Origin of the sequence: Microcoleus sp. Aus8_D2, from assembly GCF_036702665.1 — a bacterium.
Taxonomy (GTDB): domain Bacteria; phylum Cyanobacteriota; class Cyanobacteriia; order Cyanobacteriales; family Microcoleaceae; genus Microcoleus.
The window spans coordinates 36,998-53,364 of record NZ_JAUBUN010000009.1 but is presented as its reverse complement, the minus strand read 5'-3'; the positions used below and the strand labels follow the sequence as shown (position 1 = coordinate 53,364).

Genomic DNA, 16,367 nt, shown 5'->3' with positions numbered 1-16,367 from the left:
CACAATCTACAATCCACAATCTACAATCCACAATCCCAAATCCCAAATCGACAGATTTCACCTGTCCAAGTTTTCTAGGTGAAATTACTTATGCTTTTGCCATCGTCATCTCTATTTGTAATTAGAGTCACAAAAAACTTCCCCAAATGTCACATAATTTTTGCTACTTGCAGCACAACTATAGAAGGCAAGCACAGTTTATAGTATAGATATGTTCATAGATGTTCAAGAAACAAGTTTTCAGGGAAGGTTAAAGTAATGGTAGCAACTTCAGATTTTTTATATCCTAAAAATCGTTACTACGGTGAAGTAAAGCCAGAGAATTTGGTATTTAATGCGAATTTACAAGAGTTTTCCCAGCGAGTGGGTTAGATCAGTGCTTTGACATCTAACGGCAAAATGCCTGTGGAACAGGCCTTTACTCAAATCCAAACACTCTGGGAACAGGTGGAAAAGTCTAAAACGCAGTTGGGAATAGGCGAAAATCCATTTTCTGCTTGAATAATTAGGGCTTGGCTTTGACTTTGATTTAGGCTGATTTAAACCGATCGACCGGCTCGACAGTTTAAGATAAAAAAGTAGCTAATGGCGATCGCCCTTTTGACCCATGAGTTCCGACCTAGTTCCCCTCCTGCCCAAAGTATCACTCGAACGCCGCGCCGGTGCCTTCTGCATCGACGCGATCGCCGTTTGGATACCCAGTTTGATTCTCGGCACAAATCCGATCGCCCAAATCATCCTTTTTGTCCTGCTGTGGTTGATAATGCGCGTAGCGATCACCAGGAAAAACCAAGGTCAAAGTCTCGGGCGCTGGGCTTTGGACATGAAAATTTTCGATCCCAGATTCCAACGGACTCCCGGAGTGCAAGAACTCTGCAAGCGCGAGGCATTGCTGGGCTTTTGCGCCGCCCTAGCCTTCGCAGGTGTAGCTGGGCTCACCTCTGGCAACGCGGGTGTCTTGCTGCTGATGCTGCCCCTGGCGATCGACTGTAGCTTTGCTTTCACCGACGCAGAAAGGTTTCCCCAAGCTTTTCACGATCGACTGGGGAAGACGATCGTCATCGGAACCAAGCGCGGCTACTCCCTCGACATCAAAGTTAGGAGATTGCTTGACCAAGTGCAGACAAATGTGAGACGATAATAAATTGTGTTTAAATTAGTCGAAATTTATTTAGAATTATGGCTAAAGGCGTCCGCATCATAATTACTCTAGAGTGTACTGAGTGCCGAACAAACGCGAGCAAACGCTCCAAAGGCGTGTCTCGGTACACCACGACCAAGAACCGTCGCAACACGACGGCGCGGCTAGAACTCAAAAAGTTCTGCCCCCATTGCAACAAGCACGCTGCTCACAAAGAGATCAAGTAGGGAATAGGGAATGGGGAATGGGGAATGGGGAATAGGGAATGGGGAATGGGAAATGGGAAGTATTTAAGGATTAATGACCAATAGTTTCTACTATCGCAGTCATCCAAAAGTCTTTCAATAACTACCAATTACCCATTACCAATTACCAATTACCAATTGCCGATTACCAATTACCAATTGCCGATTACCAATTACCAATTACCAAAGAACCATGACTTACTTTCGCCGGCGCGTTTCGCCAATCAAACCCGGAGACCCGATCGACTATAAAGATGTCGATTTGCTCAAAAAATACGTCACAGAACGCGGTAAAATCTTGCCCCGCCGGATTACCGGTTTGACGGCAAAACAACAGCGCGACTTGACCCGCAGCATCAAAAGAGCAAGAATTGTAGCTTTGATGCCCTTCGTAAACCAAGAAGGCTAATTGGATTTTGGATTTTAGATTTTAGATTTTAGATTTTGGACAAAAATAGGACTTACGCGAAAACAACGTCTTTTTGTCGCAAGCGATGGTAGCTAATAGCTGGCAATATTTCGTATTGAGTCGCTGGTGCGTAAGTCTTAATCAAAATCTCAAAAGTTAAAAATTAAAGCACAAAAAGCACAACTTTTTAGATGTTAGTTTTGACAATTGATTTAAAAAATGTAAACATCCAAAATCTAAAATCGGAAGCAAAGAAACTCGATAAAGTGGCCACTGTAAAAATCCAAAATCTCAAACATAAAGCTGGCAAGTGGAGAAGGGAACGTTAGTAGAATTTAGAGTGCACGGCGACCGCCGTCTGGCCGTTGCCGATCGCCCCGATGGCAAAAAAAACTGGGTGGTGGTAGACGAAAACGGTCAACCGCACAGCATACCGCCCAAACAAATCAGCTACGAAGCAGTCGGAGAAACTTACAAACACTCCGACATTTCCAAATTTCTCAAAGAAGTAGAAGCTTATTCAGATCCCTCGAGTCTAGAAGTAGCTTGGGAACTTCTAGTGGGTGACGGAGAAAACACAGATCCAGAATCCCTCGCCGTGCTGCTATTTTCCGATCGCACTCCGGCGCAATGTTATGCAGCTTATTGTTTGCTATCAACAGACAAACTGTATTTCAAACAAAAGGGCGATCGCTACGAACCGCGATCGGCCGCCCAAGTAGCAGAAATCAAACACCAGCAAGAAGTAGAACAGCAACGACACCAAGAATCCCAAGGATTTTGGGATCGAGTCAAACAGCGGCTGGCTGGGGAAAATGTAGATTGGCTTCCTAGCGATCGAACTCGCCTCGACGCCCTAGAACGTTTTGCTACCCTCGGAGAAGAAGCAACTCACCGCACGCCGGCTTTAGAAACTTTAGCCAGCTTACAACGTTCCGAAAACCCGGAAGCAGCCTTTGGACTCCTAGTCGATCTAGGCCTGTGGAGCCACCACGAAAACCTGTTTTTGCGGCGCAGCCAAATTCCCCTACAATTCTCCGCAAAGGTATTAGAAGTGGCCCAAAGCTGCCTGGAAAATCCCCCAACCGACTCAGACACAAATCGTCTCGATTTAACTCATCTCAAGGTTTACACGATCGACGACGAAAGCACCACCGAAATCGACGACGGACTCAGCTTAGAATTCCTCGAAAACGGCCAGCAGCGCCTGTGGATACACATAGCAGATCCTACCCGCTTGCTTTCCCCCGGAGACGAACTCGACCTCGAAGCCAGAAAACGCACCACTACGGTTTATTTACCCACGGGTATGATCCCGATGTTTCCGCCAGCTTTGGCGACTGGGCCAATGAGTTTAATTCAAGGTAAAGAGTGCAGCGCTCTCAGCTTTAGCGTCACCTTAGATGAAACCGGTGCGGCCCAAGATTACAGCATCCACATCAGCAAGATTAAACCTACTTACCGCTTAACCTACGATGACGTAGATGAAATGCTGGAGTTGGGAATTGAAGCAGAACCGGAAATAGGCGCGATCGCCGCTTTGGCAAAACTTCGCCAAAAATGGCGGGAAGCCCAAGGCGCCATCAGCATTTTTATGCCGGAATCCGTCATCAAAGTCCACGGCGACGACATCAAAATCCACGTCATCGACGACTCTACAGCCAGATTGCTAGTAGCAGAAATGATGATTTTAGCCGGCGAAGTAGCTGCCCGCTACGGTCAAACTCACAGCCTGCCCATACCGTACCGCTATCAGCCGCAGCCGGAACTCCCCCCAGAGGAAGAACTCCTGGCCGTGCCCGCTGGCCCAGCCCGCGCTTGCGCCGTGCGCCGCTGTATGCCGCGCAGCGAAATGGGTCTGACCCCCGGACGCCATTCAGGCTTGGGTTTGGAATCCTACACCCAAGTTACTTCTCCCATCCGCCGCTATACCGACTTGCTGACTCACTTCCAAATTAAAGCCCACCTGCGGGACGAACCCCTGCCTTTTTCGGCCCAAGAAATACAGGACATCGTGATGTGTCTCGGTACCGCAGTTAGAGAAGCCTCTACTGTGGAACGCCAAACTAACCGCTATTGGGGATTGGAATATTTGCGGCGCAATCCCGATGAGGTTTGGGAAGCTTTGATGCTGCGCTGGTTGAGGGAAGATAGCAATCTGGCATTGATTTTGTTGGAAGAGTTGGGTTTGGAGTTGGCGATGCGATTTGGTCGATCGGTCGAAATTGGCGATCGGCTAGAAGTCAAAGTCACTCACTGCGATCCGCGATCGGACGTGATTAACTTCCAAGAAGTCATTCTTGAAGCCGCACAATAGGATTTTAGATTTTAGATTTTAGATTTTGGATTGCCAAAATCTTAGTGAGAGGAGTTATGCACTTGTGGCTATAAACCAATAAGCTTAAGTTAGCAATCTCATTGAAGTGGGTTTTGTTTCTGTTTGTAGTGCGGACTTCAGTCCGCTTTCAGGCTGCGGACTAAAGTCCGCACTACGAACGGTTTGTAGTGCGGACTTCAGTCCGCTTTCAGGCTGCGGACTAAAGTCCGCACTACGAACGAATCTGATTGCTATCGATCGGACACGATCTGAACTAAAATCTAAAATTTAAAATCGCCAAATGCCGAATTCAATTAACCAAGTTCAGCCACCGCTGGAATTCATACCCCCAGCCTACAACCCCTTAATCGTCCGGGGTTGTCAGCAAATACTCCCTTGGTGGCTGCGATTTAAGACGAATATCAGCCACATTCAAGCCGAAAACGTCGAAACCCTCGCCGAATTATTCCACCAATTTCAAAATCAGAAAGTTCGCTTCTTGCTAGCCTTCCGCCATCCCAACTCAGAAGATCCCTACTGCTTGGGACAACTGGTTTGGAAACTCGTTCCCCAGGCGGCGCGCGCCAAGGGCATTTCGCTGCAATCCCCCGTACATTCCCACTTTATCTACGATCGCGGAATTCCCCTGTGGGCCGGTTCTGGCGTCGGCTGGCTGTATTCGAGCCTCGGCGGTACTCCGATCGTCCGCGGTAAAATCGATCGCGCTGGATTGCGATCGGCCCGCGATTTATTCGCCAACAGCCAATTCCCGATCGCCGCCGCCCCAGAAGGTGCCACCAACGGTCACAATGAAATAGTCAGCCCCCTAGAACCCGGAATCGCTCAAATGGGCTTCTGGTGCGTGGAAGACTTGCTAAAAGCCGGACGCACTGAGGAAAAAGTGTTAATTGTGCCGATCGGCATTCAATACCGCTATGTCAATCCGCCTTGGGAACCATTAGAAAAACTTTTAACTCAATTAGAAATAGATTGCGGACTTCCAGCCTTAGAACCCACCGAGATTGCTAAATTAGAGGCAGAAAATCTCGCTCCCGCAGACCAGCATCACAAATTCCAATATCTGCGCCTGATTCGAGTTGGCAGCCATTTGCTAACAGTAATGGAACAGTTTTATGCCCGTTTTTACCATCGAAATTTACAGTTAAAAACATCTTCTTTGACATCACTATCGCTGCCCGAAACAACGGCAAACGATTCGGACAATGAAGCGATGATTGCTCGACTGACAGCACTGTTAGACGTGGCTTTGCAAGTAGCAGAAGAATATTTTAACTTGAAGCCCAAAGGCAGTTTGATCGACCGCTGCCGCCGTCTGGAACAAGCAGGCTGGGACTATATTTATCGAGAAGATATCAAAGATATTGCAGCACTTTGTGCCTTAGAAAGAGGATTAGCCGATCGCCTCGCTGAAGAAGCAAATCTGCGGATGTGGCATATGAGACTTGTTGAAAGTTTCGTCTCCGTCACCGGCAGGTACGTCCAAGAAAAGCTGACAGCCGAACGTTTGGCAGAAACCACATTGCTGCTGTGGGACGTACTGACTCGCATCAAAGGCGGAAATCCTTTCGGCAGGCCTTCTTTGGGCAAACAGCAGGTACAAATGACCGTGGGCGAACCAATCTCAGTGGGCGATCGCTGGGAAGCATATCAAACCAGTCGCAGGTTAGCAGTTGCCGAACTCACCCAAGACTTGCAATCCGCTTTAGAAGGAATGATTAAATCTTAATTACTCCGAATCTGCAATTAGGAATAGAGAAAAGAGAAGTAGGAAAAGAGAAGCAGGAAGAGAGAAGCAAAAATAAGGATGATATAGCAACCGCCACATAGGTTAGGACATAAATAATAGAATGAATAGATCCTATAACCCTTTAGCATAAACGGTTTGATTCTCGTACTATGTAACTGTCAACTGTCAACTGTCAACCCCTCGACTTCGCGGGCGGGCTAGCTGTCAACTGTCAACTGTCAACTGCTATATCTTGCCTTTCTGTTCCCGATCGGTTTGGGATTCGTCATGAATAGACCTCTTGCAAAAGTCTTTTCGATCTAATTTTGGAACGGGCTATAATGCCCGTTCCACAGAAAAAAATATTGTTGTGGAACGGGCATTATAGCCCATTTCTCACTATTTTTGCAAGAGGTCTAATGAAACAACTTGTTATAAACTTGGGGAAGATGTATAATAAACGACAACTAATATCCAGTGCCAGTTAATCACTGACAATCAAGTTGTTGGCTAGAGGCATTTTATATTTTTGAATAATAAATTTCTCACGCTCAACTTAATCAGAATGAATGTTTTAACCGGACTAGATTTAACAATAAACCCTCGATAATGAACAAACAAAAATAACCGATGAATAGCAAACATATCGATTTATCTACTAACTCAATTAAAGTAAAACTGCTGAATCATTTAGCGCAGGAATTGCTCACCCCGCTCACTTCTGTCCTCGGCATGGCAAGCGTGTTGAACCAAGAAATTTACGGCCCCTTAACGAGCAAGCAAAAAGAATATATTGACGTAATTCAAGACAGCAGCCGATCTTTGCGATCGCTAGTTGAAGAAATTTTGGAACTGGCAGAACTAGACGATACCGCTTTCACCTTGAAGCGAACCGCAGTTGATATAGAAACTTTGTGTCACCAAGTGGTGACAACCCTGTCGCCGGCAGCCTCTAGACGAGAGCAAGAAATTAACTTGTCGATGGGGCCCGGGCCGCGCATCTGGTTGGCCGATAAGGATAAAGTTCAGCAAATGCTGCACCACTTAATTTTTAGCATTATTCAATCCGCTGGTGCAGGCAGCGTGATTAGAGTCCACGTTTCTCGGAAAGAAGAGGGTATCAATATCGGAGTTTGGGTTTTTCATCCTTGGTTGGGAGAAAGTTTGCCCCATGCTAAACTCTACTCCGACTACTTGTTGATGGTCGGAGCCGATAGCGGTGCGCGATCGAACCCCGAAACCGACTCCCCCGAACTCGAACCGGAACTCCCGTCACAGACACAGGCTTCGCAGCGATTAACGCTGGCGTTTTCTGAGTTGGCGGCTTTGGTAGTTGAGAATGCAGCGGATACCGCACCGGTGTTAGCTGGTTACGGCGCCAGGGAACGCTTGGGGCTGCTGCTTTGCTGCCAGTTGGTGGAAATTCAAGGCGGCAAACTCTCGATTCAAGGCACTCCGGAATCTGGATATCGCTACGTACTCTGGCTCCCCTGTACCAATGCTACGGAGTTGCTGGAAAGGTAAAAAGAGTTGACAGTTGACAGTTGGTAGTTGTCAGTTGGCAGTTGTCAGTTGGCAGTTGTCATTGGAAGCAATTACCAATTACCAATTACCAATTCCCACCCTTCGACTTCGCGAGCGGGCAAGATGACCAATGCCCGATACCCGATGCCCGATGCCCCATTCCCCATGCCCCATTCCCCATTCCCCATTCCCATTATTTAAGTACAAATCTAAAAGAGAAATGAACTCAGTTTGGCAACAGTTAACTATGGCAAATTTGCCGCTCTCTCAGTGGCAAAGTGGCAGTTATTTATTGAATTTGGCGATCGGCAATGCGCGCAGTTGGCGGCAGGGTAGCTGGCTGATGCAGTGGGCGGAACCCCTGGGTTTTGGTTTGCTCGCCTTGACGTTCGGTATGGGCCCGTTTGTAAACAACGCCCTGGTGGGGGTGTTGATGGCTGCTGGCGCTGCATTTTGGGTGCTGCTGACTGTTTCGGACGATCGCGCGATCGCCCTCACACCCATTCACTTACTGGTACTTTTGTACTGGGGCATTGCTACCGTCGCCACAGCAATGTCGCCGGTGAAAGCCGCCGCTTTTACGGGTTGGAGCAAACTAACCCTGTATTTGCTCTTTTTCGCACTGATGGCGCGGATATTGCGAGATTCCCGTTGGCGATCGTGGTTAATCGCCGTATATTTGAACGTCGCTCTAGTTGTCAGTTTCTACGGCGTGCGGCAGTGGATTGACAAAGTGCCGCCATTAGCTACTTGGAACGATCCAACTTCTAGTCAAGCCAATCTCACGCGAGTTTACAGTTTTTTGGGCAATCCCAACTTGCTCGGTTCCTATTTGCTGCCGGCAATTGCATTAAGCGCCGCCGCACTTTTTGTGTGGAAAGGATGGGGTACCAAACTTTTAGCGCTGACGATGTTGGTGGTGAATTGCGCGTGTTTGCGCTACACCGACAGCCGGGGTGCTTGGATCGGTTTTGTGGCTCTGCTTGTGGTATTTTTGGTGCTGCTTTGGTACTGGTACAGCCCTTTGATGCCTCGGTTCTGGCGGACTTTGGCGCTGCCGTTAGGGTTAGGAGGTTTGGCTGGGGCGTTAATTTTGGGAGTGCTTTTGGTGCCAGCCTTGCGCGATCGAGTTTCGAGTATGTTTGTCGGCCGCGGCGACAGCAGCAACAATTTTCGGATTAATGTTTGGACGGCGGTGATTGACATGATTCGCGATCGGCCAATTATCGGCATTGGCCCGGGAAACACTGCTTTCAATAAAGTTTATCCGCTTTATATGAAACCGAAATTCACTGCTTTGAGTGCTTATTCCGTGCTGTTGGAAATAGCGGTTGAAACTGGTTTTATCGGTTTAATGTGTTTCCTGTGGCTGATGACTGTTACCGTCAATCAAGGTTTGTTGCAGATCAAAAAATTGCGCGACGCACAATTTAACAGCTCTCATTTAGAGGAAGAATCCCCAAATCTCAAATCCCAAATCCCAAATCTCAAATCGAATCAGGGGTTTTGGTTGATGGGGGCGATCGCAACTTTAGCCGGAATGATGGCCCACGGTTTTGTCGATACCGTTTGGTACCGACCAGAAGTTAATATGCTTTGGTGGTTGATGGTGGCGATTATTGCTAGTTTTTACCGCAACTCCCAGCAGCAGCAAGATTCAGCTTTGACGGAGGCCGAGTAAATAGAAGTCCTGGCGGGGTTTTCTCCCCGCTCTCGTGCGGATGCCAGCAAGAGAGATGCTATAAATGGCGGTACATGGTGGCTGTAGGAAAAAAGCAATTATCAATAGTGATACCAGTTCAAAAAAAGAATGCAGCTTTATGCAAGCTGCAAACCATGATAGTCATAAGTCATTTCTAATTCTTCAATTATTTAATCTCAAATCTAAAATCGTATAAGGTGCGCACGGCGCACCTACATAACACTACTACATACTACATACCTGTTGGTGTCAAGTGCTGATGGCGTACTCTACACAATTCCTTGAAAATAACTCTTATTCTTCGCTCTCCGAAGGCATGACCAAATTCGGACACCTATAATATCCATCTCTATCTTTGCACTGCCGCCACGTTGACTGATTCGAGTTTAACAGCGTTTCGACTGATTCATTAACAGTAGGTTTAACAGTCGCAGGAGTTGGCAGTGCTGTTGAGGCTTGACTTAGCTCCAGTACCGTGATAATTGCCAGTATGGTTGATGAAAACAAAACTGTGCGTTTCATTTATTTGTTTTTTCCTCTTTTAATCGTTGACGTGCCATTCCTATCCATATATCCTCATCGAATTCTTGGGAATCCGCATACTTTAGACAAGTTTTCCACTGCGGTAGCGCTTCCTTAGTTTTTTTCATCCCTTCTAGGACTTGCGCTTTTAAGCAGTAAGTTGCTGGTCTTTCACTATCAAGTTTAATCGCTGCATCCAGATGTTGCAATGCCTCGGAATATCGACCCTGTTTCAGCCGAGCCCATCCCAAATTTTTGAGTAAAGAATATTTTACTCGATCGTCCTCAGCTAATTTCAAACCTTGGAACAGCAAGTGAACGGCCGCAGGATAGTTTTTCTTCTCTACTATATATAATCGAGCTAGATTGCTGTAAGCAGCAGGCATACCGAGTTTGGCAGCTTGCAGATATTTTCCTCGGGCGCATTCTAAATCTTGCACCTCTTCGCAAAGCCATCCCAAATTGTACAAAGCTGGTCGGCTTTTGGGGTCTACGGAGAGCGCTAACTCATAGGCTTGTTGAGTATCAGCCAATCGATTGCCTTTGTAGTTTTCCAACCCCATATTATTAAAAAGTGATGCGAGTTCCGGCAACCCAAATTGCCAGCCGCCCAAGCCTACTGTTAGCATCAGCAGGAATGCCGCCCACTTGGAGTGATGATGCTTTTTTGCTGGCTCTTTCATAACATTAAAAATGTTAGCTAATGGTGTCGTTTTTAGCATATTTTAACTTGAGAGTTGGGGGATATTTACTGGTCGATATTTAATTGCCACCCTCATGGCATCATAATCTTACGAAATGACTCAGGCTTGAGCCGATTTCTGAGCTCTAGTTTGCAACTCCACAGCCGAATGCTTGCGTCATGCTGCGACTACCTAGATGTATTCGAGCATAAGTTGATCCTTCCTGAGACTCCACAAGCAATCCGGATATTTTCAGAAATTAGCAAGAAGCAAGCGGGCAGAGGGCAGCGGGCAGGATTTTGGCAGTCTTATAAGTAATAATACTTAGTCATAATGGCGCTCGACAGTATGTGACTGTATCAGGGCATAAAAATCGAGTAGTTGTAGGGTGCGGATCCATCAAAAATCTCTCAATAAAAATCGACAATCTTACAGCGACGCACCTGACAAACTCTCGGCCTCGTAAACAAACCAAACTATTATTTTGTAGCCAATATCTTTAGAAATGGTATAATAGATAAAATCGATTGCGCTGAAATAACTCTAATTAACTTTATAGTGAAGACATCCGTCCTCAAAATTCTAAATGGGGATATCGAACAATTTTATGATGACTAATTAACCAGAATAAATCTCAAATAATACCAATTTGAAAATGTATTGCTACAATCCTCAATCTGATCCAAATTATCTTTCATTCGCGCCTGTCCCGCGCCGGACAAAGCATTGCCGTTTCCCTACAGATAATCGCCTCTGATTTATACCATTTCTCTCAAGTCTTGCTACAACATCATGTTGGTGCGGACTGAAACGGAGGATTGTTTACAGCGGCCTTTGAAGAACCCAGGTGCGGATCCATGAGATTGTCGATTTTTATTGAGGGATTTTTAATGGATCCGCACCCTACAGCTACTAATGACTAATGACTAATGACTAATGACTAATGACTGATGACTGATCGCTGATGACTAAAATTGCTTCATCGCACGTTCCATATCCCGCTTGTCTTCGCGTTTCTTCAAATCTTCGCGCTTGTCGTGCAGTTTTTTCCCTTTCCCCAAACCGATATCAAGTTTTACCCAGCCACCTTTCAAATACATTTTTAAAGGCACTAAAGTCAAGCCTTTTTCTTCCACTTTGCCGATTAATTTGCGAATTTCTTGCTTGTGCATCAGCAATTTGCGGGTGCGGCGAGGCTCGTGATTAAAATAGTTGCTAGCACTTCTCCAGGGCGAAATATGAACGTTGATCAACCATATTTCCCCGTTCTTCACCAAGGCGTATCCGTCCCGCAAATTGGCTTTTCCTTCCCGAATAGATTTGACTTCGGTTCCTTTTAGCTCGATGCCCACCTGATATGTATCTATAATTTCATACAGATGGCGCGCTTGTCGATTATCGCTAAGAATTTTGTATCCAGGACTTTTTTCGCTCATTTTTACCTCCGCTAAAATCATTATAACGCTAGCTAGCATCTCTGTAGAGGAAATAGAAGCTTGACAAAACTTAAATAATCGGTCTAGGCATTACCAATTTTGCTGAGATAAGATGTCACCAATGTGAATGTCAAGCGGTATCATGCAACGCACCAACATTCCCGATTCGGGAATTCCCGATTCTGTTAGTCCCCCTCAGGCGGTTAATTTGGTTTGGCTGGCTCCTTTTTTGCTGGCGCTTGCTTGGTTTTGCGCCAATATCTCGGCTGTTAAGTGGCTGTTATCCTCGTTTGTTGAGATACCGACACTTTACAAGATAGCAATTGGTTTTCTGATTGTAGCATTAGTAGGGCGATCGCTCAGTTCGGGCGATCGGCCGCTCGCCCTTTCCCCAAACATCGTTTTGAGGCGCAATCCGCTGCTGTTGATGTTGGGTGCAGGTGTTTTGTCGATCGCCCTTGGGTGCACAATTAATATCCCACAAGTTAGCGTAATGCTATTTATCCTCGGAACTTACGGGCTGTGCGGCTTGTTTGCGGAGCCGAACTTTTGGCGAAAAAACTTGCCAGTTGCGGGCTTGCTGGCCTGTATTTTACCATTCAACAGTCAGTTTAATAGCGGATTGGGTTTGCCGGCGCGAGTGCTAACTGCTCAGGTAGTAGAAAAATTTCTCTCTATTTTCCAAATCGGGGCTATTTCTTCCTACGATATCATCGTTTTGGAAAACGGCATCGCTCACGTTGACGTACCTTGCAGCGGCATTAAAACACTCTTAGTCGGGACGCTATTTTTGCTAGCTGCCACCTGGTTAGAAGGCCGCCAATTGAATTTTAAATGGCTGGCAGTATGCGCTGCTAACTTTTTAATGTTAGTGTCTGCTAACGCTTTGCGGGTTGCGGTCTTAGTGTTAGTCGCCCAAGTTTTCCAACAGCCAACTTATGCCGAAATCCTGCACGTCCCCTTGGGAATTGTCGGTTTAGTTTGCGCTTGTTTTTTAAGTTGGTTGATGCTGCAAAAAGTTCCTAAATTTCCGACCACAAAACAAATTGATTTTAACTCGCAACGAGATTCGGAAATACTCAAAAATCAGCCTCTGGCAAAACCCGGACTAATTGCGACGGTGGCTGTTTTGGCAGTAATTTCTCAATTGTATCATGTAGAAAGTACAAAAATAGCGATCGCCCCTTTACAACTACCAACACAAATTATATCCGAAGCCATCCCCCTGAATCCCAGCGAACAAAGATTCTTCGGCAATTACCCAGACACAAAAGCAGAAAAAAAGAGATTTGTCTCAGGTAACTTGCACGGTTCCATGCTCGCAGTAGCCAGCACATCTTGGCAGACTTATCACGCACCAGAATTGTGCTTTGTCACCAGCGGCATCTCCGTCAATCGCATAGAACAAAAACAGCTAACTCCTGCCGTAACCGCTCGCTGGCTGTATCTGAGGGACAACCAACTATCCGCTGCATACTGGCTGCAATCTTCAGGGCAAACAACGGATAACTTCTTGTCGCGCATCGGCAGCGACATCACCCATCGCAATCAGACTTGGGTGCTAGTTTCCATTCTTTTTGACAGTGCCGTAAATCCAGATAGTCCTGAGGTAGAAGAGTTTACTGCCCGCGTACACAATGCTGTAAAACAAAGCTTAACAGGAGCAAAAAATGAAAGCAAAGCAAGTATTTGATGCAATTTTCAAAATAATTTTCTGGGTGTGGAACCTGACATTTTTGTCAATTGTTTATCTAGGAATTTTGCCCTACCTGGCAATTCCCTTAATTCAAGCAACAATAGAGGGAATTATTCCCCTTGAATTTTCCTTAACCCTAACAGCACTGATAGCAGTGCCGACAATATCTACCATAGTCGGAGCAAGGCGTTTTCAAAAGCAACCGCTACAGCTAATGCGCTTGTTTTACGGAGTAGAAGCGCCGTTATTTTTACTCTGCTTAATCAGGCTATTTTTGCTGCGAGAACTGAATCCAGCCAGCTCGCTAATTATCGCAACAATCGTTTTGTGCATCGCAGCATTTTTAGTCGAAATGCTGTACGGATATTTGGGAAAAATAGAAAACGGGCGGCCAGAAACCGGGTTTTTTTACGATAATACTTCGTTACAGCCCACAGTTGAGGTAAAAAACCCGGTTTCTTCTATCGGAGTGGGTAACTCCTCTCAAGATGCTGTCAACAGAAAGCCAAGTTCGATTGGATTCATGGGAAACAAGCGCAGTGCGTGGATACAGTTAGCATTTCACAGCTTAATGTTGTTAGTGGGAACTTGGGCGGCAACCTTGCTGATGTTTTATGCTCTACCTGTCGCACTTACGATAACTGTTGCATTTTTTAGTTTTGCCTGGGTAGTACCACTGCTCAACTCTCTACAATACATTTCATTTGAGATAATTTGGTGGCTACCATTATCCTTGATTTTGTTTGGTTTTACCTCCAGCTTATTCGTGGTAATGCCTTCCCTTTACGGCTTTCTGTACATCCAATCCGGGCGCAAAATATTAAACAGTTTCGCTTCCCAATACGGAAAAAATCAAGCAATAATGGGCAGCTTGGGAGTTATGGCGGCTTGGCTGGCGATTTTCGCAGCTTTGCTACAGCAGCCCCAAATTCAAGCGATGAAAATTCTGGCTACTCCCGCAGCCAATGAGACTGCGCGTCAAACTTTATTAGCCAAGTCCGATCTGATTCGATCCGGCTTAGTTAACGCTTATTTATCTCCGTACCGCTATCTCAGCACTGTGGGAGAAAACAACCACATTTATGAGATGTACAAAAATACTTTCAGTTTGCCTGACGGAGCGGCTCGCAACGTGCAGAACAGCTATAATTTTTTAATGTCGCCGTTTTTGTATCAAGGCTCAGGTTCCGATGTTAAAAAAGCCGAAAAACTCTACGCTGGATTCTTCGATACCGAAATCCAAAAAGGCGACGCAGCAGCAGTAAAGCACGCAGTGCAGTCAACATCTAACCGCGAAGAAGCTAAAGCAGGTTTGCTGAATGTCAATGAGGAAAAAGTATGGTTGCAGTCGCAAGAAGTTACAGTCACAGAAAAGGGCGATTGGGCTGACGTTCAACTCTACGAAGTTTACAAAAATCAAACGCCCAACTTGCAAGAAGTATTCTATTACTTCTCTCTGCCGGAAAGCGCCGCAGTTACCGGAGTTTGGCTGGGCGATACTGGCGATTTGAAAAGGCGTTTTGCATTTACTGTGTCGCCCCGAGGTGCCGCACAACAAGTTTACAACCAGCAGGTGAGAGAAAGCGTAGATCCGGCTTTGCTCGAACAAATTGGCCCGAAACAATACCGCTTGCGAGCTTTTCCCATCCCTGCTAAACGAGAGTTTTCGCGCACGCAAACTGACGCACCAACGGAGATGAATCTGTGGCTGACTTACAAAGTGATGCGACAGCCGCAGGGTTGGGCGATGCCGAAGTTGGCTGAAAAACGCAATATTTTTTGGAATCAAAATACTCGCCGAGTAGTAGCAGGAAAGGAGATTAAATACAGCCTGAAAGAGGCCAAGGAAACTTGGCTGCCGGGATTTGTGCCAGCAGTTTCGCAGCAGCAACCAATACCGCGTTTAGCAAATTTGCCGGGAGAAAATACGATTTCGGCTAAGCCGCTGGTTGAGGCAAATTACTCGCTGCCGCGGGGCAAAAAGTTGGCAGTGATTCTCGATACTTCCCGCAGCATGGCGGGGGAAACGAAGGAGGTTAAGGAGAATTTTGAATGGTTGAAAGCGAATAGTTTAAAAGGAAATACGGTTGATTTGTATGTGGCTAGTGCTGCGGGGATGCCGCCGAAGTTGGTGGAAGATTTGCGGAGTTTTGATGTTGGAAAGTTGACGTTTTATGGTACGCTCCAACTTAAGGATATTCTGCAACAGTTTGCACAGTTGCGCGGCGATCGAACTTACGATACTGTATTCTTGGTGAGCGATCGCCACAGCTACGAGTTATCGGACGATCGCAAAATCAGCGTTTCCCTAGCTGCACCCCTGTGGACAGTGCATTTGGGAGGTTTGCCCCCAGGCTATGACGATGGAACTTTAAAGCTGATTCAAGATAGCGGCGGCGGAGTTTCTACGGATATCAAAGAGGCGATGCAGCGAGTGGCGACGACAGCAGCTTCGGGTAAGTCTGCAATCAGTGTTGTTGATGGCTATGTTTGGAGTTACAGCAAAACTCCGAAGGCGGCGACAGCGGTGGCGAAAATCACAGACGATCCAAATGAGGGTTTTAAACCGATAGCTGCGCGGCAGTTGATAACCGCACTTAGCAAAGAGAAAACTGCCAATCAGTTGACTCAGTTGGATGCGATGCACTCGTTGGCTAAAACCTTTAAGGTGGTGACACCGTATTCTTCGATGATTGTGTTGGTTAATGACGAGCAAAGACAGCAGCTAAAGGCGGCGGAAGCTAAGAGCGATCGATTCGATCGCAAGGTAGAATCTGGTAAGGAACAGTTGAGCAAACCGAACAATCCTCTCAACGTTTCTGGGGTTCCTGAGCCGGAAGAATGGCTGCTTTTGATCGTTGGGGCGATCGGGCTTTTAGCGGTTTTCCTCCGCCAGCGACGCGCGAAAATGATTGGTTGAACTCTGCAATCAACTGGTTCCCAGG

12 protein-coding genes and 1 pseudogene are annotated in these 16,367 nt (G+C 46.4%); 10 read left to right on the top strand and 3 right to left on the bottom strand.

The features are described from left to right. Nucleotides 1-258 precede the first annotated feature (258 nt). The 8 genes and pseudogenes from QUB64_RS09570 to QUB64_RS09535 all read left to right on the top strand — a co-directional run bounded on the left by QUB64_RS09570 (nucleotide 259) and on the right by QUB64_RS09535 (nucleotide 9,064). Nucleotides 259-501 (top strand): annotated as a pseudogene (locus QUB64_RS09570) (DUF7219 family protein). Nucleotides 502-607: 106 nt separating this feature from the next. Then, the gene (locus QUB64_RS09565; RefSeq protein WP_333268055.1) at nucleotides 608-1,141 is read left to right on the top strand and encodes an RDD family protein; all 534 of its coding nucleotides are present in this window, start codon (nucleotides 608-610) and stop codon (nucleotides 1,139-1,141) included. 38 nt (nucleotides 1,142-1,179) lie between these two features. Further along, nucleotides 1,180-1,368, top strand: a complete 189-nt coding sequence (rpmG, locus tag QUB64_RS09560) for a 50S ribosomal protein L33 (protein ID WP_333268057.1) — start codon at nucleotides 1,180-1,182, stop codon at nucleotides 1,366-1,368. A 211-nt stretch (nucleotides 1,369-1,579) separates the two neighbouring features. Beyond that, nucleotides 1,580-1,795: a 30S ribosomal protein S18 gene (gene rpsR, locus QUB64_RS09555; RefSeq protein ID WP_006631377.1), complete on the top strand. Its 216-nt coding sequence runs from the start codon at nucleotides 1,580-1,582 to the stop codon at nucleotides 1,793-1,795. A 310-nt stretch (nucleotides 1,796-2,105) separates the two neighbouring features. Further along, entirely contained in the window at nucleotides 2,106-4,112 is a 2,007-nt protein-coding gene (locus QUB64_RS09550) for a ribonuclease catalytic domain-containing protein (RefSeq protein WP_333268059.1), read from the top strand. A gap of 301 nt (nucleotides 4,113-4,413) precedes the next feature. After that, a complete protein-coding gene (locus tag QUB64_RS09545) occupies nucleotides 4,414-5,859 on the top strand; it encodes a 1-acyl-sn-glycerol-3-phosphate acyltransferase (RefSeq protein ID WP_333268062.1) in 1,446 nt (481 codons plus the stop codon). A gap of 630 nt (nucleotides 5,860-6,489) precedes the next feature. Next, nucleotides 6,490-7,383: a sensor histidine kinase gene (locus QUB64_RS09540; protein WP_333268063.1), complete on the top strand. Its 894-nt coding sequence runs from the start codon at nucleotides 6,490-6,492 to the stop codon at nucleotides 7,381-7,383. 220 nt (nucleotides 7,384-7,603) lie between these two features. Continuing rightward, nucleotides 7,604-9,064 carry an IctB family putative bicarbonate transporter gene (locus tag QUB64_RS09535; protein WP_333268066.1) on the top strand — a complete coding sequence of 487 codons (1,461 nt, stop codon included), beginning with the start codon at nucleotides 7,604-7,606 and terminating at the stop codon, nucleotides 9,062-9,064. 315 nt (nucleotides 9,065-9,379) lie between these two features. On the opposite strand, the gene QUB64_RS09530 is transcribed toward QUB64_RS09535, so the two are convergent. The 3 genes from QUB64_RS09530 to smpB form a co-directional block, all read right to left on the bottom strand. Continuing rightward, nucleotides 9,380-9,607 (bottom strand): Osc7112_2153 family protein, encoded by a 228-nt coding sequence (locus QUB64_RS09530; RefSeq protein ID WP_333268068.1) that lies wholly within the window; start codon nucleotides 9,605-9,607, stop codon nucleotides 9,380-9,382. After that, on the bottom strand, nucleotides 9,604-10,329 hold the full coding sequence (locus QUB64_RS09525) for a tetratricopeptide repeat protein (RefSeq protein ID WP_333268070.1): 726 nt from the start codon (nucleotides 10,327-10,329) through the stop codon (nucleotides 9,604-9,606). Before QUB64_RS09525 ends, QUB64_RS09530 begins: the two co-directional genes overlap by 4 nt. Nucleotides 10,330-11,258: 929 nt before the next feature. Then, on the bottom strand, nucleotides 11,259-11,726 hold the full coding sequence (smpB, locus tag QUB64_RS09520) for an SsrA-binding protein SmpB (RefSeq protein WP_332948373.1): 468 nt from the start codon (nucleotides 11,724-11,726) through the stop codon (nucleotides 11,259-11,261). Between the two features lie 142 nt (nucleotides 11,727-11,868). Between smpB and xrtO the strand changes: the two genes are divergently transcribed. Beyond that, on the top strand, nucleotides 11,869-13,419 hold the full coding sequence (xrtO, locus tag QUB64_RS09515) for an exosortase O (protein WP_333268073.1): 1,551 nt from the start codon (nucleotides 11,869-11,871) through the stop codon (nucleotides 13,417-13,419). Beyond that, nucleotides 13,397-16,342: a TIGR02921 family PEP-CTERM protein gene (locus QUB64_RS09510; RefSeq protein WP_333268076.1), complete on the top strand. Its 2,946-nt coding sequence runs from the start codon at nucleotides 13,397-13,399 to the stop codon at nucleotides 16,340-16,342. The genes xrtO and QUB64_RS09510 overlap by 23 nt, the downstream gene beginning before the upstream one ends. The last annotated feature ends 25 nt before the right edge of the window (nucleotides 16,343-16,367 follow it).